The sequence below is a fragment of the Balneola sp. genome, assembly GCA_003712055.1.
Lineage (GTDB): Bacteria > Bacteroidota > Rhodothermia > Balneolales > Balneolaceae > RHLJ01.
In genome coordinates, this window is the sequence record RHLJ01000003.1 from 493,869 (window position 1) to 516,306 (window position 22,438).

The 22,438-nt window shown below is 41.0% G+C and carries 19 protein-coding genes; 7 read left to right on the top strand and 12 right to left on the bottom strand.

Annotated features, from left to right (window positions below):
• Positions 1–127: 127 nt before the first annotated feature.
• The 6 genes from ED557_09565 to ED557_09590 form a co-directional block, all read right to left on the bottom strand.
• Entirely contained in the window at positions 128–1,225 is a 1,098-nt protein-coding gene (locus ED557_09565) for a carboxypeptidase-like regulatory domain-containing protein (protein ID RNC84007.1), read from the bottom strand.
• 397 nt (positions 1,226–1,622) lie between these two features.
• Positions 1,623–2,648, bottom strand: coding sequence for a twin-arginine translocation pathway signal (locus ED557_09570; protein ID RNC84008.1), 1,026 nt, complete (start codon positions 2,646–2,648; stop codon positions 1,623–1,625).
• A 35-nt stretch (positions 2,649–2,683) separates the two neighbouring features.
• Positions 2,684–3,376, bottom strand: a complete 693-nt coding sequence (locus ED557_09575; GenBank protein RNC84009.1) for an SIMPL domain-containing protein — start codon at positions 3,374–3,376, stop codon at positions 2,684–2,686.
• A 31-nt stretch (positions 3,377–3,407) separates the two neighbouring features.
• On the bottom strand, positions 3,408–4,742 hold the full coding sequence (locus ED557_09580; GenBank protein ID RNC84010.1) for an aminopeptidase P family protein: 1,335 nt from the start codon (positions 4,740–4,742) through the stop codon (positions 3,408–3,410).
• Positions 4,743–5,126: 384 nt separating this feature from the next.
• Positions 5,127–5,756 carry a thiamine diphosphokinase gene (locus ED557_09585; GenBank protein RNC84011.1) on the bottom strand — a complete coding sequence of 210 codons (630 nt, stop codon included), beginning with the start codon at positions 5,754–5,756 and terminating at the stop codon, positions 5,127–5,129.
• A gap of 119 nt (positions 5,757–5,875) precedes the next feature.
• Positions 5,876–8,281 carry a DNA internalization-related competence protein ComEC/Rec2 gene (locus ED557_09590; GenBank protein ID RNC84012.1) on the bottom strand — a complete coding sequence of 802 codons (2,406 nt, stop codon included), beginning with the start codon at positions 8,279–8,281 and terminating at the stop codon, positions 5,876–5,878.
• Positions 8,282–8,475: 194 nt separating this feature from the next.
• Here ED557_09590 and ED557_09595 point away from each other — a divergent pair, with 194 nt between their 5' ends.
• Both ED557_09595 and ED557_09600 read left to right on the top strand, forming a co-directional pair.
• Positions 8,476–9,939, top strand: a complete 1,464-nt coding sequence (locus ED557_09595) for a gfo/Idh/MocA family oxidoreductase (GenBank protein RNC84013.1) — start codon at positions 8,476–8,478, stop codon at positions 9,937–9,939.
• A complete protein-coding gene (locus ED557_09600) occupies positions 9,939–10,232 on the top strand; it encodes a hypothetical protein (protein ID RNC84014.1) in 294 nt (97 codons plus the stop codon). The genes ED557_09595 and ED557_09600 overlap by 1 nt, the downstream gene beginning before the upstream one ends.
• 30 nt (positions 10,233–10,262) lie before the next feature.
• On the opposite strand, the gene ED557_09605 is transcribed toward ED557_09600, so the two are convergent.
• The 5 genes from ED557_09605 to ED557_09625 form a co-directional block, all read right to left on the bottom strand.
• Positions 10,263–13,001 carry an ABC transporter permease gene (locus ED557_09605; protein RNC84015.1) on the bottom strand — a complete coding sequence of 913 codons (2,739 nt, stop codon included), beginning with the start codon at positions 12,999–13,001 and terminating at the stop codon, positions 10,263–10,265.
• 9 nt (positions 13,002–13,010) lie between these two features.
• Complete coding sequence (locus ED557_09610; protein RNC84016.1) at positions 13,011–13,355, bottom strand: PadR family transcriptional regulator; 345 nt, start codon at positions 13,353–13,355, stop codon at positions 13,011–13,013.
• 126 nt (positions 13,356–13,481) lie between these two features.
• The gene (locus ED557_09615; protein ID RNC84017.1) at positions 13,482–14,564 is read right to left on the bottom strand and encodes a PQQ-dependent sugar dehydrogenase; all 1,083 of its coding nucleotides are present in this window, start codon (positions 14,562–14,564) and stop codon (positions 13,482–13,484) included.
• 116 nt (positions 14,565–14,680) lie between these two features.
• On the bottom strand, positions 14,681–15,544 hold the full coding sequence (purU, locus tag ED557_09620; protein ID RNC84018.1) for a formyltetrahydrofolate deformylase: 864 nt from the start codon (positions 15,542–15,544) through the stop codon (positions 14,681–14,683).
• Positions 15,544–15,999 carry a thioredoxin family protein gene (locus tag ED557_09625; protein RNC84019.1) on the bottom strand — a complete coding sequence of 152 codons (456 nt, stop codon included), beginning with the start codon at positions 15,997–15,999 and terminating at the stop codon, positions 15,544–15,546. The genes purU and ED557_09625 overlap by 1 nt, the downstream gene beginning before the upstream one ends.
• Before the next feature lie 77 nt (positions 16,000–16,076).
• Between ED557_09625 and ED557_09630 the strand changes: the two genes are divergently transcribed.
• Positions 16,077–16,277, top strand: a complete 201-nt coding sequence (locus ED557_09630; GenBank protein ID RNC84020.1) for a hypothetical protein — start codon at positions 16,077–16,079, stop codon at positions 16,275–16,277.
• Here the strand turns inward: ED557_09630 and ED557_09635 are convergent.
• Positions 16,274–16,846, bottom strand: a complete 573-nt coding sequence (locus ED557_09635; protein RNC84021.1) for a hypothetical protein — start codon at positions 16,844–16,846, stop codon at positions 16,274–16,276. The two genes, ED557_09630 and ED557_09635, sit on opposite strands and share 4 nt — an antisense overlap.
• A gap of 303 nt (positions 16,847–17,149) precedes the next feature.
• Between ED557_09635 and ED557_09640 the strand changes: the two genes are divergently transcribed.
• Genes ED557_09640 through ED557_09655 form a run of 4 tightly spaced genes read left to right on the top strand, consistent with a single transcriptional unit; the run spans position 17,150 to position 22,422 of the window.
• Positions 17,150–18,310, top strand: coding sequence for a homogentisate 1,2-dioxygenase (locus tag ED557_09640; GenBank protein RNC84022.1), 1,161 nt, complete (start codon positions 17,150–17,152; stop codon positions 18,308–18,310).
• 20 nt (positions 18,311–18,330) lie between these two features.
• Complete coding sequence (fahA, locus tag ED557_09645; GenBank protein RNC84023.1) at positions 18,331–19,575, top strand: fumarylacetoacetase; 1,245 nt, start codon at positions 18,331–18,333, stop codon at positions 19,573–19,575.
• Complete coding sequence (locus ED557_09650; protein RNC84024.1) at positions 19,575–20,474, top strand: flavin reductase family protein; 900 nt, start codon at positions 19,575–19,577, stop codon at positions 20,472–20,474. The genes fahA and ED557_09650 overlap by 1 nt, the downstream gene beginning before the upstream one ends.
• Positions 20,467–22,422: an acetoacetate--CoA ligase gene (locus ED557_09655; protein RNC84025.1), complete on the top strand. Its 1,956-nt coding sequence runs from the start codon at positions 20,467–20,469 to the stop codon at positions 22,420–22,422. The genes ED557_09650 and ED557_09655 overlap by 8 nt, the downstream gene beginning before the upstream one ends.
• The last annotated feature ends 16 nt before the right edge of the window (positions 22,423–22,438 follow it).

A 22,438-nucleotide genomic window follows, 5' to 3' on the forward strand; every position in this document is an offset into this window, starting at 1 on the left:
GGAACATTGTCTGATATACCTTTTGAACGCCGTGGTTACTGCCCTGATTATGGGTCTAATGGCTTTATTTGAATATATCCTACTGGTTTAAAAATCTTTTGAGTTAAACAAACCAGAAGGAGCTGTGTTAATCCTTAAGGGCCAAACCATACTCGAGGGGAAGATGTCTGGCAAATCGGTCTGATTCCCATTTACCAAAAAACTGAATGTATTCGGGGTTATATATCTCACCGTATCTGTCAACAAGAATCACATCGGAGATCCCACGAAGATCAACCGTGCTAAGTGTTCCCCTGTTTTTGGCTCTCCCCTTTCGATCGAATTCTACATCATAGCCTACTTTAAATGTTCGGCTGTCTATTTTGAAGGGAGTGTAGTTCCTGGTTAAAAATTGCCAGTTGTTAGGATAATAAAGCTCCATTAAGCCCTGGTCTTCTATGGGTTGTATTAAGGAATCCCCTGAAACAATTGAAAATCCGGCATTATCCATTTCTCCATCTACCAGACTTTTAAAGAAATGTCTTGAAGAGCCAAGGTATGTTTTCCTGCGATTTTCATTCCAAACGGCCATTGTTAAACTATCAGGACTGACTATCTCTTCAAATCTTGGCAGGATAACGTAATATCCGCCGTTTGTTCGTGGATTGAAGAACACATCGACAATTTCAACAGTTATTTGATACCCTAAGGCCTTGTTCTCTATGATAAGGGGTTCACTTGAAGAGGCGGTATATATGTTTTCTTTTGAATTCCATTCAAAATCCAGGGAATAGGGATTCTTAATTTCACAGAAATAGGCGAATTCATCTCGCCCTAAAAAGAACTCCTTAAAATCTCTATACGCTTTTCTCCATCTGCGGTCATCTTTTGACGTGACCTGAATTTCCTGCATTTGCTGTATATCAGCTTCCATCTCAATCTCTTCATACACATTTTGTTTGTCCTTAACCAGGATGGGAAGTACAATTTTCTTATAACCTATAAAACTAATGATCAGATTAAATCTTCCCTGCAGCGGGGCTTCAAACAGAAACGATCCGTCAGCATCTGAAGCATCACCAATAGTAGTACCTGAAAAGTAAATATTAGCCCCGGCTATCGGTTCTTTCGTGTCTTTATCAATAATCTTGCCGGAGAAATTAGACTGAAATGCATAGGAGTTTGCCAGTGGAATTATGAGAATCCCAAAAAAGAAAAGTAGCTTTTTGGTAAAAGGTACAGGCATAATAAAGTCCCCTTAGGCCTTAAATAAACGATTACTAAAAAAAACTTCAACTGCTATTTATTGTAAGCTTGAGATGAGAAATCTATCAGCTTTTGAGTCATCCCGAACTTGTTTCGGGATCTTAAGGAATGGCTAGAACTTTGTCTTTAATATTGCTTTAGATTCATACTCGAAAGCATCGGAATCTTTTGACAAGACGTTGATTAAGCTTCCATTCAATTATTGCTTTTTGGCTTTACCAAGATCCTGAAACAAGTTCAGGATGACCCAGTGGGAGCATCTTATTGTCAAGCTCAAATTATTTAGTAAAAGAAGGCTGTATAGAATTGAACTTTGAACGCTGAATAAGGAACAGTTGAACTTCGAAGTTCTGCTGCTCAATGTTCTGCTTGTTCAACTACTCTCTAACGATTCGCTCGCCTTCTTTAAGCATTATAAACGGGATATCTCCCACTAACTCATTGAGTTGCTTGATCGGATCATCGTATCCATCATCGGCAAGAGGAAAGGTACCGAAATGCATAGCTATGCTTAGTTCCGAATTCACATCCTGATGGATTTGAATGGCTTCTTGGGGATCTACATGAACCGGGCTCATAATCCACCGGGGAATGTAAGCACCAATTGGAATGATGGATGTTTTTATTGGAGCATATCGTTCTCCAATTTCTTTGAAAAACGTATTGTATCCTGTATCTCCAGCAAAGTAGATATTTCCTTTTGGGGATTGAATCACAAAACCCGCCCATAGTGTCTTGTCGCGATCAAACATTCCTCTGCTTGAAAAGTGTTGAGCTTCAACCGCGTCCACTTTTACCGAATCAGAAAGTTGTGTCCCTTCCCACCAGTCTAAAGGAACTGTATTAGTGATTCCATTTTTATTAAGGTATAAATCAATCCCTAGAGGAGTGATAAATACCGGATCAAAAACCTGCTGAATTCTTTTTAATGTAGAAATATCGAGGTGGTCGTAATGATTGTGGCTTAGTAATACCGCGTGAATTTCCGGCAAGTCTTCAAACTTTATACCTGGTGGGCGCATTCGCTTAGGGCCTGCAAAACTAAATGGCGATACACGTTTACCATACACCGGATCAGTAATAATATTTAGTCCATCAGTCTGTACTAAAAACGTAGAATGATTGATGAAAGTAATGACCTGTATTGAATCAGAAACATTTGCTATTGGCTTACTTCCATATCCAGCCTCATCCTCGCCTATTTCTGTCCATTCTCCAGGAGTTCGAGTAGTGGCCCATTTTATAATATCCCCGAATTTTTGCGCTTCATAGCCCTCTCCATTAAGAAATTTGGAACCATTAAAGTGATCCGTTTTTGGACCTGAATAGCCCGGAGCTGATGTCCACCAGCCAATGCCAAAGAAAAGGAGCAGAAAAGCTCCTAGTACATAAAGAATTATCATAGAAAATTTTTTGAGCACTATTTCACTTTTATATCCTAATCCAGTTCAAACCTTGCTAAAATTCTCGAATTAAGACTGATCTTTTTAAAAGATAACTCCGGGTATCTTTCTCTAGAACCCCGAATGTTTTCTCTATGAGAATTGAGTCCAAAGGAATCATAATCACTCATTACAAAGCCAAAATTCGAGTTATTATCAATTATATAAATGGCCTTTCCTATACTTTGACCTATAGACTCCGTTAAATACTCAGCTTTCTCTTTAGCATCTTGAATCGCTTTTATCTCTAAGTTCTTCTTGTACTCTTCTATTTCTGAATGGTCAAACTTTTCTATCGAGATGTAAATTTCTAGTTCACTTAGTTCAAATATCACCTCAATTGCTTGTTTGTAACTATGGGCGGTTATCTGATAGTTTTTAGTTGGAACGAACTTATCTGATTTGAACCAATATTTTACAAGCTCACTTTGTACATCAGAGACATACAGATCTTCTTCAAGATCCAACCCCGAATTTTGAAGAACCTTAAGTAATTCATTTTCCTTTTTTAAAATATCTTCCTGTTTAAAAGATCTTCCGTCTATTGTAGCCGTTAGATAAATAAGATTTGGTACCACTTCGAGTTTGGCTTCACCAATTACTTCTATAAAGTGGCTATTTTTGGCTTCCTGGGCATTAACGATCATGGAAAAACAGATGACTAGATAGAATGTAATATAGTATCTCATGTTCTATTTATGATTTGATTAACTAGTTGGCCTAACGCTCCATCAATGCTTCTATTTCAGCGATCTCCTTGGGCACATTGGTTAGGTTCTCATATCCATCTTCCGTAACCAGGATATCATCTTCAATACGAACACCTCCAAAGCTGAGTAGCTCTTTTACTTTTTCTACATTCAGGTATTTGGCCTTTTCTTCATCTTCGATAGCGGGTTCCAGTACAGCTGGTACAAAATAGATTCCGGGCTCAATAGTGATAACCATTCCGGGCATGAGTTCACGTCGTGCACGAAGGAACTGAATCCCCGGGCGGTCTATGCGATCCACACCTTTTGGGTAACCACCCACATCATGAGTATCTAAGCCTAGAAAATGACCTAAACCATGTGGGAAGAACAGAGCAAAGATATCCTCTTCCATAATCTCATCAATACTGCCACGAATAATATCCAGTTTTATCAAGCCCTCCATCATAGTTCGCGAAGCCAGCATGTGCAAATCTTCCATTTTGGCGCCGGGCTTTACAGCTTCAATCACTTTGTTTTGCGCGTCTAATACTGCCTGGTAAATTCCTGCCTGAATTTCGGTGAATTTTCCATTTGCGGGGAAGGTACGGGTGTAATCTGCTGCATATCCATTACACTCAAATCCGGCATCCATCAGGAAAAGATCGCCATCTTTAATCTGACTGGTGTTCTCCACATAGTGGAGGATGGATGCATTTACTCCTGAAGCAAAGATTCCATTGTAGGCATCCTGGAGTAAGCCATTTTCGAGTTGTACTTTATTGAATACTGCTTTCATTTCGTATTCGTACATCCCGGGCTTGATGGCTTTCATTACCGCTTTATATGCTTCATCATTTACGCGGCACGCTTCTTTCATCTGGTCTACTTCCCAGTCTGTTTTCAACACGCGGCAATAGGTGAGCGCATCAACAAGGGTATCTGTTTCTACAACCAGGCTTCGATCCAGGTCTTCGATGAACTCTGCCTGTTCGTCGCTCAAACAGTAGATTACATCCGGAGCCAGATTTCTTAACACACTTAGCACTTCATTTTGATAGTGCAGATGATCAGGTTTATACTCCTCTTGGTATTGTTCCCTGGATTTCACATAACCATGCCATACCGCATACTGGGCATCTCTTTTAGGAACAAAAAGATGATACTCTTCTTTTTTCAAATCCAGGATTAATGCGCAATCTGCTTCGTTTGCACCAGTTAGATACCAGAAATTAGACTCCTGACGAAAGGGAAATTCATAGTCGGTTTTATAGCGGTACATATTTTCCGCACCCTGGATAAAAACCACTCCGTTTTGATTGTCATCGAATAAGGAGAAGAGTTTTTTACGGTGTAAATGATGCATGGTCGTTCAATTAGAAATTATTCAATGGCTCGAAGAATAGAGAATTGTTCTTCTAAATTCGAGAGGAAGATTTGTAATGTGATTGTTAGCCACAAAACCACTGAAACGCCAATAATTAGTGGTTTTGTATTTTAGTGTTGAATCTCATAAAACATCGTCTTTGCGAAGGGCGTAACGATAGTTAGTCCTGAAGCCTGTCCTCCTTTCGTGACTTCGGAAGGCGGGCAATCCCATGATAAAGCCTCGCTCCGGGAGATTGCTTCGTCGATAAGATTACTTATTGAACATACCACTTTTGAACTCCTCGCAAAGACTCCTTTGGTTAGATAATAACGCTTATCGAATTATATCGAGCGAAGTGAGAAATGACAAAGAAAAGCCTATCTACTTCATCTTGGAGCCATTGCCTACAAATACTCCCAAATATCCCTCTTTGAACCTAAGCTCTGCATCTGCGCTTGTTATCTCATTGGACGTTCCGTCCTGACCGCCCATCTCCAGAATACTATTGGTTAGAGGATACAGCACTCCCGATGAAGTGAATGCTTCTACAGGATTTCGAACCGGGAAAAAGGAGATGATACTCCCAACAGGTAAGCCGATCTTGTATGGAGAGGTCACCAAAAAAGTGTCTCCATAATCATCCCGGAATAAGATGGAGTCAAATCTAGGTTGGAATTGCTGTAGCACCGAGAAGTTTTTCATAACGTGATCGATGCGCTTTCCGAGGGCTCCCAGAATAACACAGGTTTTGGCTCCCTTTGTTAAGGCATAGCTCAAAGCTTTTTCCAGGTCGTTGGATTCCTGGTCGGGATCTTCGAGAATATTTACGCCTTTGTGCCGGGTGTATACAAAGCTGTCCATATCACCAATTACGATATCAGGAGTAAAGCCGTAGCCCAAAAAGGTATGCCCGCCACTATCTGCACCAATGGTGAGGTCAGCTTTTTCGATTTCCTTTTCTATCAGTTTTTTGGTAGGCGGCACTCCACCCGCGATGATTAGTGCATGCATGTTTTTTCTTAAGTCATTCTGAAGCTTCTGCCGAAGAATCTAATCGGGTTAAACTAAAAGTAGGTTTGATCCTTCGCAAGTATGCTCAGGATGACAGTATTAAAAAGAACTTAACCCACTTACTTATCCCATTCAACTCTTTGAATGTTCCTGCCATCGGATTTAAAAACCAGTGCTTTATCTCTGCTGGTAAAGTATAACTCGCTTCCTGTTTCCATTAGCCTGGATACCGCTTCATAATGTGGATGCCCAAACCTGTTTTGTTCTCCTAAAGATGTGACCGCTATTTCAGGAGTAACGTAATTAAGAAATCCTTCGCCAGAGCTAGTTCTGCTTCCGTGATGGCCAACTTTTAGAAAATCGATATCCAGGAACTCCCCATAATTTTTTATCAACCTCTCTTCCTGCTCTTTACCTGCATCACCAGTAAACAAAAACTCTGTACTTCCATGAATAAGATTTACTACTACTGAGTGTTCGTTAGGATCACCACCAAAGCTTATTGGCTCAGGACCGAGAACCAGGAACAAAACTGAAGGATCGATTTCCAGGTATTCCCCACTCTTTACTTGTTCCACTTTTACCTTTTCCTTGGAGGCATTTTCTATGTACCTCCGATACAATCCTGAATCATATTCATACCCTGAATTATAAATCACTTCTACTTCTACTGTATTCAATAAAGAGACGATCCCACCTATATGATCGGAGTGCGGATGGCTCAGGATAACTGCATCAAGTTTGTCGATTCCCTTAGCCTTCAGGTGAGGAAGAATTACCGACTCTCCGCTATTGTACCCCGGGTTCCAAACTCCTGTGTCAATCAATACTGTTTTACCATTTGGAGTTTCAATCAGGGATGCGTCTCCCTGTCCGACATCAAATACTGTTACTACTAAGTCTTTCGGTTTTAGCTCATTAAAAATTGATTCCAGTTTAACCACACTAACTAGCAACAAAGAAAGTATCAACCACTTCCACTTTAACTTAGGCATCCTCCAACAAGCTATAACCAACATTGCGGATATCCATAGCGGAAATAGCAACAGGCTTTGTAAATCCATATGCGTCCAAACCCATGATTGTCCCGATGAATACAGAACGAATTCATTCATAATCCTAAGAAAAAAATCGGATGGGATATTTAGCCAAAAACCAAGTATTGGGAATGCCGATGATATTAATACGCAAAGCAAAGAAAGAGGCACTGTTAGTCCTAATAATGGAACAAAAAGAGCATTAGCGAAAGGCCCTATCAAAGATACCTCGCCAAAGTAGTAAACCTGTAAAGGATATAGTCCAAGCTGGACTATAAAAGAAACTATGATGGTCATTAATGGTACCGCATACCATCTAACCCTAAGCCAATAAGGAAGGGCTCTTTGTACTACGGGTAATACCAAAAGAATTACCAGCACAGCGCTAAAGGAAAGCTGAAATCCGATCTCAAAAAGTTGAAGCGGATCAATCACTAGTACTATTATTGCGGCCACCCCGGTGAGGTTAATAGAGTTAGGAGCTTTGTTATAAAGCTTACCGAAAGTAAACAGAACAGCCATAATAGAAGCCCTCATCACCGATGTCGAAAATCCAGTCAATCCAGAGTAACAAAAAAGAATAATTCCTAAGAGTATAAGCCCTATTAACCTCCCTTGTTTATTGGTCCAAAAAAAAGGGATGATGATCCAGAATGGAGCTACAATAAAGCCAACATGTAACCCTGAAACGGCCATGATATGAGACAAGCCTGATCTTGCAAACGCTTTCCTTGTCTCTCCCTCTAAATCCTGCTTATAGCCCAGTAGTAATGCTTTAGCAATAGGGGCTGTATCGGCACTAAAGTTATATTCTATCAATCTAAGTGCGTGAGCTCTCCACCAATACCAGTTGGCTTTGTCCGAATTAATTGTAGTAGATATTAGGCTATCTAACCTGACTTGTATTCGAATTTCCTGATCAAGCAGGTACTTTTTATAATCGAACTGATATGGGTTTCTCTTTTCCCCAACCGGAATAAGTGTTGCAGAAAATGTAATGGTATCTCCTGGTTGAATATTTTCAGGATTATTAAGTAATAATCTGGCTTTAAAACTTTGTTGAGCTTTTATCTCACTTATAAAAGTTTGAATCACCGTTATATCTGCTCGTTGCTTACCTGCCGAATTTCTCCATTCATTTTCCACTACTGCATTTATCTCAACCTGTTCCCATGCTGAAACTTCCAGCACTTTTTCTATTTCTGATACCTTGGATGATTTGCTAAAATTGATCAGAAAAGTACCTACAAGAACAATAGAAAATAAAAAGAGAAGTGTTGTTAGCCTGGTTACTTCCGCTCTCAACCAAATCCTGTTTTTTCGATCTAACCATGACCGAATTGCTATTACCGCGAGGAGAATAACTGATACTAACCAAAGCGTAGCATCCAAATTATTGCCCACCCCTATTCCAAACCCCAGCAGTATCGCTACCCTGATCGCTGGGTATTTTGACATGGAGAAAGTAGGGTGACTGTCTGTTATCATATTTTATCTTGTTACCTCTTCTTGGAGTAAGAATATTCAACAAGGAATAGAGAGGGAGGAAGTTGAGGAGTGCCCTAAATCGCTATTCTTAATTCTGTACTAAATATTCTTAGCTCCATTTTTTTCCATTGGTCATTCTCTTTCTTTTTGAGTTAATTCCGATCCAACTAACTATCTAGCCAAGCCAACCTACTATGCCTGATAACAACAACTCTTCGTCCAATAACTCGCTGAGCAGAAAGGACTTCATCAAAAAAACCGGCCTAGCAGCCACGGCATTTACCATAATTCCCCGACATGTGCTGGGAGGTAGCGGCTATGTAGCCCCTAGCGATACATTGTATATTGCAGGTATTGGCTCAGGGGGGAAAGGAAGAGGTGATCTAAGGGCCTTTGCTCAACATGAGCAGGTTAAAATTGCTTACCTGTGTGATGTAGACGATCGACAAGCACAGGGTGCACGGGAAGATTACCCCGATGCCCCTTATTACAAAGACTACCGGGAGATGCTGGATAAGGAGCGGGAAAACATTGATGCAGTTAGTGTTTCAACCCCAGATCATATGCACGCAGTGCAGGCGATGGCAGCCATGCAGCTTGGCAAGCATGTGTATGTACAAAAACCGTTGACGCATGATATTTACGAAGCTCGGATGCTTACCGAAGCTGCCGAGAAGTACAAAGTAGTGACTCAGATGGGAAATCAGGGCTCTTCTGGGGATGGTGTTCGCCAACTTATAGACTGGTACCAGGCCGGTGAGATTGGGGAAGTGGATACAGTATACGTTTGGACAAACCGACCGGTTTGGCCACAAGGTGTGCCTTGGTCAACCGAGAAGGCTGAAATTCCTGCCGGACTGGATTGGGATCTTTGGCTGGGTACCGCCCCGGAAAAAAACTATGTAGACAACCTGGTTCCATTTAACTGGCGAGGCTGGTGGGATTATGGAACCGGTGCTTTAGGTGATATGGCCTGCCATTTAATGGAAGCACCATTTACTGTACTAGGCCTTGGATACCCGGAAGCCGTTGAATGCAGTGTTGGAAGTGTATATACCGGGGCTTTCCGGAGAGGGTACTTCCCGGAAAGCTGTCCTCCTTCATCACATATCATTCTCCGTTTCCCGGAACGGGATGGCAAGCCCCCAGTAACCTTACATTGGATGGATGGTGGTATTAAGCCGGCTCGGCCCGAAGAGCTCGGCCCTAGCGAAGTTATGGGTGATGGAAATAGCGGGGCTATCCTGGTTGGGACTAAAGGGAAAATGATGTGTAGCGAATATGGTTATGATCCGCGTTTGTTGCCTACTTCTCTAACGGAACAAACGGTAGTTCCTCAAACCATCGACCGTGTTCCTGAAGGCCATTATCTGCAGTGGGTAAACGGATGTATTGCCGGATATGGAAATACAACTTTGAGTTCTTCATTCGATATTGCCGGGCCTTTAACCGAAAGTATTCTTATGGGGAACCTCGCTATTCGAAGTCATGATTATCGTGAAGTGTATACCGACAGCGAAGGAAGGGAGCGTCATCGCTATCCGGGTCGTGGTATTCAGTTACGTTGGGATGGACCAAATATGCGCATCATTAATTTTGACCCGGCAAACCAGTTCGTGAAACGAGAATACCGAGAAGGCTGGAGTTTGGGAGTTTAGTGACTGATACAAACAAAAAGGACTATTTCGACCGGGTTGATACCATAGTAGCTTTGGTTCGAGAGCAGGAACCAGATCTAATATTTGCTATCGATGCACTTCAAAAACTTGAGCGAAAAACGTGGGTTCGAAGGCCTCATATTCGCTTTAAGTCCATCTTTAATAAAACAAGCAAACATAAAGATGTTGTTTGTGTGACCGATCCAAAAGAAGGAGAAATCATCATTTTCATAGATGAGGATGATACTGTAAGCGAAATAGAGTATATCAGTCGTCTGAATAGGCTTTATTAAAAATTATAGAGTAAACTTATCAGGGATTCATTAGTCCTCTTTCAGGCTATTCACAGGGTTCACAATTGCTGCCTGTATCGACTGTTTGCTAACAGAAATAACTGTTATCGCTAAGAGAATGGTGATTGGTATAAGAAAGGCTAAAACCCCTGGTGCATATTTGAACGGGAACTTATCCAGCCAAACTTTAAACCACCATATTGCAACCGGTATACTTAGCACACACGAAAATATGATAAGCTTGAAATAATCATTCAGTAGCAGTTTTACTATCTGAATTTCAGAAGACCCCAGAACTTTTCTAATCCCTATTTCTTTTTTTCTTTGTCTACTCATATAGGAAGAAAGACCAATTAGTCCCAGAATGGTTATTAGAATGGAGATTATAGTAAAGCCACCAAAAATTCTCTGAAATCGGTCTTCCAGGGCATATGCCTGGTTAAATTGGTCTTCAAGGAAAAAGCCGTTGAATATATCGCCCGGGAAGTGGGTATTAAATACGCCTTCAATTTGTTCGGTAATGCCAGAAAGATTTCCTGAATCAATCTTAAGTGATGTGGCCCCCATTCCCGCTATATACCCCGACTCTACAGGAAGTTGGAGCATCAAGGGAATGTATTCCATTTGCATACTTTGTTGGGCATAGTTCTGGGTTACTCCTATTATTTCTAAGGTGTCCCCAATACTAGTAACGATTCTTTTATTCACTGCATCACTTACACTATTAAAACCAAGTAACTCAAGAGCTTTTTCATTTACTACAACAGCCTGGTCTTCTGTTCCCCTTTCTTCTTCAAAATACCTGCCTTCCGAAAGTGTAATTTTGTAGTGATCGAAGTATGCGTGATCTGCTCGTGCATAATTTAATCTTATGCGTTCCTCGTTAGCCTCTTTGACAAGCTTTTCGGCCATCATTGATGGAAGCGCCGAGTTCCCGGGGATTATGGATGAATTTGTGACATTACTAATTCCGGGAATAGCCTCTAAATCTCTTTTAAAAACTTCGAATCTTGAAAGTGAATTTCCTTCAACAAAAGTTGGCGCATTGATTACATAGGTATTCTCAAGATCCAATCCCTTATCCAGGTTTTTTATGTAGTGAATTTGATTAAAGACAACGTAAATACAAATGATCAGGAAGAGTGATAATGAGAATTGTAGCAGGACCAAAGATTTCCTTAACGCTATACCACTTTTAGAATTTTTGAATGCTCCCTTTAGTGTTGAAATGGGTTTAAACCTCGAAAATATAAGGGCGGGATAGAAACCTGAAAAAAGTATCCCAATAAATAATGCCATTAAAAAAGCGGCCCAATAAGGTTTAAACTCCAGAACATAATCAAATACATTTAACCCGATTAAGTCCTCAAAGCGCTGACTTAGTACCATCAATAGCCCAATAGATATAAATATGGCTATTAAATTCACTAGAATTGATTCCAGAATAAATTGAATAATCAATTGTGATTTCGAGGAACCCATCACCTTTCTAATTCCTACTTCTTTAGCCCTCTTAATTGATTGAGCCGTCGATAAATTCACGTAGTTAATCCAACCAATCAATAGGGCTGCTATTCCTATCCAAAAAATGAATTTAAGAGACTGAGTATCCGCTACTTGCTTTGGCTCATTCAAAATGTCGGGAGTGGTATGAATGGTTGAAATAGGTTGATGCCATAGAATCGTATTTATTCCCTGCCTGGCATCAAATCCAGCACGGTATCTGTCTATAATAGCATTCAGTTCTTCCTCAAGAAGACCAGCATTGTTCTCTGGTTTTAGTTTTGCGTAGGTATAATTATTCCTCAATCTCCAAACGATATCGTCATAAGGAATAGGACCAAAGCTTCCGCTATCTACCAACTTTTGAACTATATCCGTATTGTTTAGCAATGCAGTTGGTTGTATATGAGAAATTTCAGGAAACTCCTTATAAACCCCTTTCACTTCAAACAACTCCCAATTACCTACTACATCAATTACTTCTATAGCCTGACCTATTGCATTCTCATTATTAAAATACTTCTCAGCCAGCTCCTCTGATAAAAAGATTGTATTAGGTTTATCCAGGTCTTCTGACGACCCGATAATTAGCTCAACTGAAAACACGCATAAGACGGAAGAGCCATCAGTATAAAATATCCCATTCTCCTGGAATACAGCTTCGTCTTTTCTAAATATGGTACCATTTCCAACTAGCTGAGCAACCTCTTCAACCGATTCACTTTCTTCTCGTAATGTTCCTGCTAAAGCTGGAAAATTTATCGCCGTCTTTAGTGTCCTTTCTCCACTATCATTTACCCTTCCTGCATTAATTCGATAAACCCTATCATAATCTTCGACATAGGTATCCTGATTTGTCTCATAAAAATAGTACTGTAGAATAATCACACTTACGATAAGCCCAAGAGCCACGCTTATTATATTTATCGTTGTGTAGAATTTATTCCTCAACATGCTTCTAGCCGACAATTTGAGGTAATTCGGCAGCAGGCTTAAAAAGGATAACTCCGCTAAATGTAATCTTCTCTTTACAGGGTTTTTGATTTGTACAACGCTTTTAAATTCCCTTGCTAAATTTTTAGGCTCACCAAAATTCTTTACGGATTTATAAAATGCCTCTTCTTCATCCATTCCATTATCGACCAGAAAATTGACCTCATCTCTAAGGTGCTCTTCATATTCTTTTATATCTCCATCATCGAAGACCCTGTTAGCTTTAAGCTTTTTTTTCCAGGCTGCAATTTTTGCTTCTAAATCGAATTTCATGCGCCCTCTTTAAGAAATATTGAGTTCTGGTTTCAATCCCCAAAGTTTGCCCATTGTGGCATGTGCACTAAACCAATGCTCACGTTCTATGGCTATTTCTTCTATTCCCTTTTCAGTTATGGAATAGTATTTCCTATGTCGGCCTTCTTCTGAAAGAACCCACTCTGATTGTATAAGGCCGTCCTTTTCCAATCTCTTCAGAATTGGATAAAGCATTCCATCTGACCATTCCATTGCACCACCAGATAGCTCTTTTACTTTTTGTGTGATTGCATAGCCGTAGCTCTTCTCTCTTTTAAGAATGCACAGTATTAATGGCTTTGATGAAGCTGCTACAAGGGATTTTGAAAACATAGGAAATACTTTAAGATTCGATATACATATATTATCTATGTATACAGAACAAAGATATATTTCCTACTACAAAATCATACTGTTTAAAAAAGTTTTTACAAGAAAAGGAGCAGAAGCCGATTAATACTAATCAGCAACTACCTTAAAAATTCCCTGGCCTACAACTCCTATATAGATATTGCCATCAGGGCCTTCTTCAACGCTTCGAACTCTTCCGATTCCCTCCAGAACTTTTTCTATTCCGGTTACCGAATCGCCGTCCAGTTTAAGAAGCTCTACATTGTTGAACTTTAGAGAACCGACTAAAAGATGTCCTTTCCATTCCGGGTAATTATCACTGGTTACAAAGGCCATTCCGGATGGAGCAATAGAAGGAACCCAGTAGTTAATTGGAGACTCCATCCCTTCTCGTTCTGTTCCTTCTGCAAAAGAAGATCCGCTATAGTTTATCCCATAGCTTAGAATTGGCCACCCATAATTTTTTCCTGGATGTATAATGTTCAATTCATCTCCTCCTCTTGGACCGTGTTCATGCGTCCAGATTACCCCGGTAGCTGGGTTCATTGCCATTCCTTGTGGATTTCTGTGACCATAAGAATAGGTAGCTTCTACCGAATTGTCTGATCCTACAAAAGGATTATCGGATGGCACTGTTCCATTATCCATTAACCGATAAACTTTTCCCCCATCTTTGGAAAGGTCCTGGGGTAAATCATCTCGATAGCCACGATCGCCAATTGTGAAGAATAAATACCCATCATTATCAAACTCGATCCTACCCCCATAATGAACTCCGCGATTTGAATTAGGATCTGCTTTGTAAATAGTTTCCATATCAGTAAGTGCGTTACCATCTAGCCTAGCCCGTACGATTTTTGTACTCGCATTTCTGCCTTCACTGAAAGAATAGGCCAAATAAATCCATCCATTATCCGCATAGTTTGGGTGGACTCTCACGTCTAGTAGCCCTCCCTGGCGTTGAGCTAATATATCATCGGGTAAACCTGCAATTGTTTCGTCTTGTAGTTCACCATCCTTAACCAGGTAGAGCTCTCCACTCCGGTCAGTAACCAGCATATCTCCATTAGGTAGCCAGTCCATCCCCCAGGGAGTCTGAATACCTTCAACATATAATTCATAGGAATACTGAGCCTGGCTTTGATTTACGATGAGTCCTAAGAGTAGTAGTGGGAGTAGTATTTTTTTCATAGCGGTGATACGGTTTTTAGGGTATTGTCATTTCGAGCGGAGCGGGAAAACTAAAATCTTTCTTTCACTGCAACCATTAGATTTCTCCCTTTCGGTCGAAATGACTAATAAAAAATTTAGTTGAAAATAATAGTTCGGTTGTCCGTTACCAATGTCTTTCTTTCAATATGTTTCCAAACAGCGCGGGAAAGCACAATCGTTTCCAGATCACGACCTTTTCTTACTAAACTTGGCACGTCATCTCTGTGGGTAACATGTACTATTTCCTGTTCAATAATCGGACCTTCATCCAAATCTTCGGTTACATAGTGACTGGTGGCCCCAATAATTTTCACCCCTCGTTCATGAGCAGAGTGGTAAGGCCTGGCACCCGGAAAAGCTGGTAAAAAGGAGTGATGGATATTGATAATCCTGTTTCTGAATTGATCAATAAAATTACCTGAAAGGATTTGCATATACCTGGCCAGAACCACCAAATCAATACCATTTTCTTTTAAAAGTTCTAGCTGGACTGCTTCTTGTTCGGCCTTGTTTTCTTTTGATATTGGAAGATGATAAAACTGAATACCAAACTTCTCTGCCGTTTCACTGGCTTGCTCGTGATTGCTGATAATTAGCGGGATTTCAACTTTCCATTCCCCGCTTTGCCATCTGGCAAGGATATCGAATAAACAATGCTGCTGCCGGGATACAAATAACGCTACTCGAGGTGTTTGATCTGCGAAATATAATTCCCATTTCATTTCAAATGGGTCACCTATTTCTTTGTTAAAACTCGATCTGATCTCTTCTCTCTCAAGATCAAAATGCTCCAAATCCCAGGATACCCTCATATAAAACTTCTGCTTTTCAGAATCTGTGTGCTGGTCCAAATCCAGAATATTTCCTTTGTGATCTAAAATATATTGGGTTACCGCAGCGATAATGCCCGGTTTGTCTTCACAATGGATTAAGAGAATAGCTTCGTTTTGAAAGCTCATTAGTATAAAAATTGACGAAGCTCGTCCACATTCATAAAACCTGTTCGCTGCTTAACCTGGTTTCCATCTGCATCCAGAATTAGCGTTCCAGGAAATACATAAATCCCCTGGCCTTGGGCCCATTCCCTCGCCATTACCTGCTGTCCGTTAAAGGTGATAAGCTCCTCAGAATTGCCATCTACTTTAGCAGGAATATATCCTGCATCAAGCACCGCTCGCACTGTTGAATCAGGGTACACTTCTCTTTCCATAGCCCGGCAATATTTACAGCCTACTTCATAAACATCTACTAAGATTAATTTTCCAGTTTCCCTGGCTTCTTCTTGCGCAGTAGCTAATGTCCTCCAGGCGGGGGCATTATCAATTTCGATGGGAGCTGTACTTCTTAGTGCATTAAAAAGAAAAACTCCTATAAAGGCAGTTATTACAGCGGTGATAATAGTTTTTTTCTTCATGAAGATTCTTTCTCTTGTAGAATTCTTACCCGGTAAAAATACTATCTTTGACGTTGCTAAACGAACTTTATTTCATCATGGCAGAGCCTATAGACTCTTACAAACTAGGTGCTATCAGAGTTACCGTTACTCCAACCGAACGACCCAACAAATTGCTTATTGAATGCTTTGATGGAGAATTTAAATCCTCATTTACTGTGAGCGAATATGAATTCACCAATTATCGAAGATTGATGAATCAGCGCATCACAGAAGCTTATGCTAAGGAACGGGATTAAGAAGTTACCAGCGCGAAAACTACGATAAAGCTTAGTACCGAAAGGATAAGCCCAAACATGAATATGTTATAAGAAGCTCTAAGGAGTTTGTATTTCTTGGCAAGCACAACTCCCAGTCCATGCACATCTCGAGCCATATTATCATAAAGCCGCTTGCTATCCTGCATCAACTCCTCCATTCCTTCCACATACTCTTCACGCTCCATGGTGTAGAAATTTCCAAAGAAAAGGATATTAGCCCTATTGGCTCGGACATCTTCAAGGGTAACTACCTCTTTACTAACCCTTGGCCGAGCAGATAACACTGCATAAACCATAGAGCCCAGACAGGTCATCAGCAATATTGCTGTGGGGATGAGCAGCCATGGGTTAGAATCTATCTTAGGAGATATGGAGGCAATCACAATGGAAATAATTATCCCATTGATACTGATCATGATATTGGATTTGTTATCCGCTATCCCGCTCAAATCCATATGAGTTCGATAGCTGGTGCGGAACATATCTGAGATGCCCCGTTTTACCGATCCTAGTTTTTTCTTTTTGGGAGGTTTAACGCTTTCGCTCATTTTCTTATCAAATTTCCGTGAATATAGATATTTACTTGGTAACTAGGGTATTTATTAGTCATCCCGCACTTGATACTGAATCAAGTTCAGCACAGGTTGCGGGATCTGTAAAGAAATCAACGGTGATGAAATTTTATTTAGATCAGCGCTTCTCGTATTACAGATCCCGGGTCTGGGCCCGGGATGACCTAAAAAAAGAAGAACTATCAATCGGAAAAACTAGTTGTCATAACAACTTTTTTAACAGCGATAAAAGCTGGAATTGTCTATCATTCAGCAACGCCAAACCAACATTTTAGCACCATGCCTATTTATCATCGTCTTGGGAAAATTCCTCAAAAAAGGCATACCCAATTCAGGAAACCTGATGGGAATTTATATTACGAACAACTTTTTGGTACCATCGGTTTTGACGGGATGTCTACCCTTTCCTACCACGTCCATCGGCCAACTATGGTACAGGAAGTAGGCGCTCCTATTGATGTTGCCCCGAAAGTTGCTGTTCCAAATAACATGAAATCCATGATGCTTAAAGGCCTGGATATTACCCCAAAAGATGACTATCTGGAAAGCAGGGAGGCTATACTCACCAACAGCGATGTAACACTTCACCTGGCAGCCCCAAAACAATCTTTGACGGAGTATTACTATAAAAATACCGACGCCGATGAACTCATTTTCATCCATAGAGGAAGCGGTACATTGCGTACTTTTATCGGCAACATCGATTTTGAGCCCGGTGATTACATGCTCATTCCAAGAGGAATAATTTATCAAATCCGATTTGATAGCGAGGAAAACCGACATTTCATTACCGAATCAAGGGTGCCTATTTATTCTCCAAAAAGATACCGAAACTGGTTTGGCCAATACCTGGAGCATTCACCATACTGCGAGCGGGACTTAAAACTCCCCACTGAGTTGGAAACCCATGATGAGACTGGTGAGTTTTTGATGAAAATCAAAAAAGGAGATATGATCCATCAACTAACTTATGCTTCTCATCCTTTTGATGTAATTGGATGGGATGGATACAATTTCCCATATGGATTCTCTATTAAGAATTTTGAACCGATTACAGGTCGCGTTCATCAACCACCTCCAGTACATCAAACCTTCGAGACTTCGGCTTTTGTAGTTTGCTCTTTTGTGCCAAGACTATATGACTATCATCCACAATCTATCCCAGCTCCTTACAATCACTCCAACATCGATTCGGATGAAGTAATTTATTATGTTGATGGTGATTTCATGAGCAGGAAACATGTGGAACAAGGCTTTATTTCTTTACACCCTGCCGGAATACCTCATGGACCACATCCTGGTGCTTATGAAGGAAGTATTGGCAAAAAGGAAACCAAAGAATGGGCAGTTATGGTTGATACCTTCAAACCATTAATGGTCACACAAAATGCTCTCGATATTGATGACGGTACATACTATCAGTCTTGGTTAGAACACTAATTTTCTAAGTATTTAAAAGAATGTCAGAAGCGCTTAAACCCTGGATTAAAATCCCGGAAGACTCAGATTTTTCAATTCATAATCTCCCTTTTGGAATATTCTCAACCAGTGACCTTTCTAAACGGGTTGGAGTAGCTGTTGGAAATTATGTATTGAGCCTGAATTCTGCCTATTCACTTCGACTATTTCGGTCTCTAAATTTGGACAGTGATACTTTAGTTAATGAGTATCTGAATGATTTCATCGATCAAGGAAAAGAGGTTACTAACGGTGTTCGTGCTATTTTAAGAGAACATTTATGTGATGAATCTTCGCCACTGTTCAAGTCCTTTCCCTTTATCCCAATGGAAGAAGTAACGATGCATCTTCCCATTAGAGTGGGAGACTACACAGACTTTTATTCGAGCATAGAGCACGCTACCAATGTTGGGAAAATGTTCCGGGATCCGGAGAATGCACTTCTACCAAACTGGAAACACTTACCCGTTGGGTACCACGGTAGGGCTTCTTCAATTGTTGTTTCAGGTGTAGATATTCATCGACCAAAAGGTCAAACTAAACCTCCTGAAGGCGCACCCGTTTATGGCCCTTCTCAGCGTATGGATTTTGAACTGGAAATGGGATTTGTGATCGGGAAAAACTCAGACATAGGTGATTCCATTTCAACCGATCAGGCTGAAGATTATATTTTTGGGATGGTGCTATTTAATGACTGGTCAGCAAGAGATATTCAAAAATGGGAATATGTCCCTTTAGGTCCATTCCTTGGTAAAAACTTCGCCTCATCAGTTTCTCCATGGATAGTTCCTCTGGAAGCTCTTGACACTTTTCGGGTAGATGGCCCCGACCAGGATCCGAAAGTGCTTCCTTACCTGGAGTATTCAGGACAAAAGAATTACGATATCAACCTCGAGGTGCAAATCCGCTCTGAAAATGCTGACAGTCCAACCTCGGTATCTAACTCCAATTTCAAGTACATGTATTGGAATATGGCTCAGCAGTTGGCACATCATACCGTAAATGGTTGCAATGTAGCGGTTGGGGATGTTATGGCTTCAGGAACTATTTCCGGACAAGATCCCTCCTCCTTTGGCTCAATGCTTGAATTGTCCTGGGCGGGATCAAAATCTGTTACTCTGAATAATGGTGAAGAACGAAAATTCCTTAAGGACGGTGATACGGTTATTATGAAAGGATATGCCGAAAAAGATGGTATTCGTGTTGGCTTTGGTGAAGTCCGATCTAAACTATTACCTGCTAAATAATGGGTTCGGTAAAGTCATTTGATCCTTATGACATAAGCATTCCTGAAAGACAGGGAATCTTAACCGCTGCTATCGGACCTCGCCCCATATGTTTTGCAAGCACTGTTGACATAGAGGGGAATGTAAACCTCAGTCCATACAGCTTCTTCAATGCCTTTTCTAATAACCCTCCGATTCTGGTTTTTTCGCCGTCAAGAAGAGGGAGAGATGGTACCACTAAGCACACCTATGAGAATATTAAGGAAGTACCCGAGGTTTGCATCAATATTGTGAACTATCCCATGGTAGAGCAAATGTCGCTTTCAAGTACGGAATATGGAAAGGGTGTAAATGAATTTTTGAAAGCTGGTTTTACGGAGGTTGCTTCCGAAACCATCAAACCACCACGAGTGAAAGAAAGTCCGGTTTCTTTTGAATGTACCGTTGATCAGGTGATTGAATTGGGTTCAGAAGGTGGGGCAGGTAATTTAGTGCTGGCGCGCATACAACGCATTCATCTTAATACCGAGTTTTTAAACGAAGAAGGAAAACTGGACAACGCTAAGCTGGATCTGGTTGGTAGGATGGGTGCCAACTGGTATACCAGAGCAAATACCGATTCACTGTTTGAAATTCCCAAACCTCTTTTAACAAAAGGGATTGGTGTAGATCAACTGCCTAAACATGTCCGGGAAAGTGAAGTGTTATCAGCAAACAACTTGGGTAGACTCGGAAATATTGAACAATTACCATCACAGGAAAGCATTATTGAAGCCAGGACATTTCGGACGGTTGCGATGGCTTATACCAAGTTCGAAGGAGAAGAATTAAGGAATGAGGTTCACCGCCTCGCAAAAATTGAAATCGAAGCGGGCAATGCGGAAAAAGCTTTAACATTATTGTGCACGTTGAATGGGTAATCAATCCGAGATACTGTGGGAACCAAGTCAGGAGTTCACCAACAATAGCGGGTTAATGAACTATCAGCGATGGGTTGAAAAGCATTTCGGCCTCAAATTCGCTGATTATGAAGAATTCTGGAACTGGTCTAATTATAGCTACGCTGACTTCTGGGAATCTCTCTGGCAGTACTTTGACATAATCTCCCATTCCGAATATGAATCTGTGATTGATAGCCACGATATGCCCGGGGCTAAATGGTTTAATGGAGCTACCCTTAATTATGCTGAACATATCTTCCGAAATAGTTCTGATTCAAGGCCAGCGCTAATTTTTACAAATGAGGAAAATGAAATTGGCACCCTTACGTGGGGAGGTCTTAAACGATATGTTTCTGCTACTCAAGCCTACCTTGTGGAGCAGGGAATTAAAAAAGGAGATCGGGTTGCGGGATATCTCCCCAATACCCCTGAAGCTATTATCTGCTTTTTAGCGGTTAACTCGCTGGGTGCAATTTGGTCATGTTGCTCTCCTGATTTTGGGGTGAATACCGTTATTGACCGGTTTTCCCAGATTGAACCTAAGCTCTTTTTTACTTGCGATGGCTATCAATATGGAGGAAAACGAATCGACAGGCTTTCTGAGGCACAACAAATTTCTGAGGCTATCTCATCCATAGAAACCGTGGTTTTGATTCCCACTTTGAATGGGGATGCTAAACTGGCAAACTCAGTACTATGGAAAGAAGTTATAGCTACACCATTCCAGGAACTCTCATTTACACCTGTCGAATTTAATCACCCAATCTGGGTGCTTTACTCCTCAGGAACTACGGGAAAACCAAAGGCTATTACCCATTCCCATGGCGGAGTATTACTTGAGCACTTGAAATACATGCATTTCCACAATGATGTAAAGCCCGGTGAGCACTTTTTCTGGTTTACCACCACTGGCTGGATGATGTGGAACTTCCTTCAGGCCTCTCTACTGGCCGGAGCGGTTCCGGTACTTTTTGACGGAAGCCCGGGAACACCGGATTTAAATGCGCTTTGGAAAATTACTTCCGAGCTTCCAATTCATCATTTCGGAACCAGTGCCCCGTTTCTTATTGCCTGTATGAAGAAAGGACTTAGCCCTGGTAGAGACTTCGACCTCTCCGCGCTTAGGTCTATTGGCTCTACAGGAGCTCCTCTACCTCCTGAAGCTTTTGATTGGGTATATGAACATATAAAAAAGGATGTTTGGTTATGCAGTATGAGCGGAGGTACAGATGTGTGTACTGCTTTTGTTGGCGGAATTCCTTCCAAAGCTGTTAAGCGAGGTCGTATCCAGGGGCGGGCTTTGGGGTGCGCTTTAACAAGTGTTGATGAAGAAGGTCAGAAAGTGGTGAATTCTCTTGGTGAAATGGTTATTGCTAATCCGATGCCTTCGATGCCTGTTCATTTCTGGGGAGATGAAAATTATACCAGATATACCAGCAGTTACTTTGAGTCTTATCCGGGTAAATGGTGCCATGGAGACTGGATACAATTAGATGAAGATGGAAGCCTCCAGATTTTTGGCCGATCAGATGCCACCCTGAACCGAAAAGGCATTCGAATTGGAACTGCGGAAATTTACTCTGTGCTGGATCGTATTACTGGATTGGCAGACTCCCTTATTGTAAATCTGGAAAAGAAAGATGGATCGGACATCATGCCTTTGTTTGTGGTAGTTGAGGACGGTTTTGTTTTGGAGGCTTTATCCGAAACTATTAAACAAAGATTAATAGAAGAGTGCTCGCCACGCCATGTTCCCGATCAGATCATCCAGGTTGATGACATCCCATACACGTTAAGTGGCAAAAAAATGGAAGTACCGGTCAAAAAAGCCTTGATGGGATTAGATGTTTCAAAACACATGAACCGGGATGCCAGCCGAAACCCCGATGCTATGGATGTGTTTGTTAGATTGGCTGGGAGTTTGTAGCCGATCTATTTTCTCA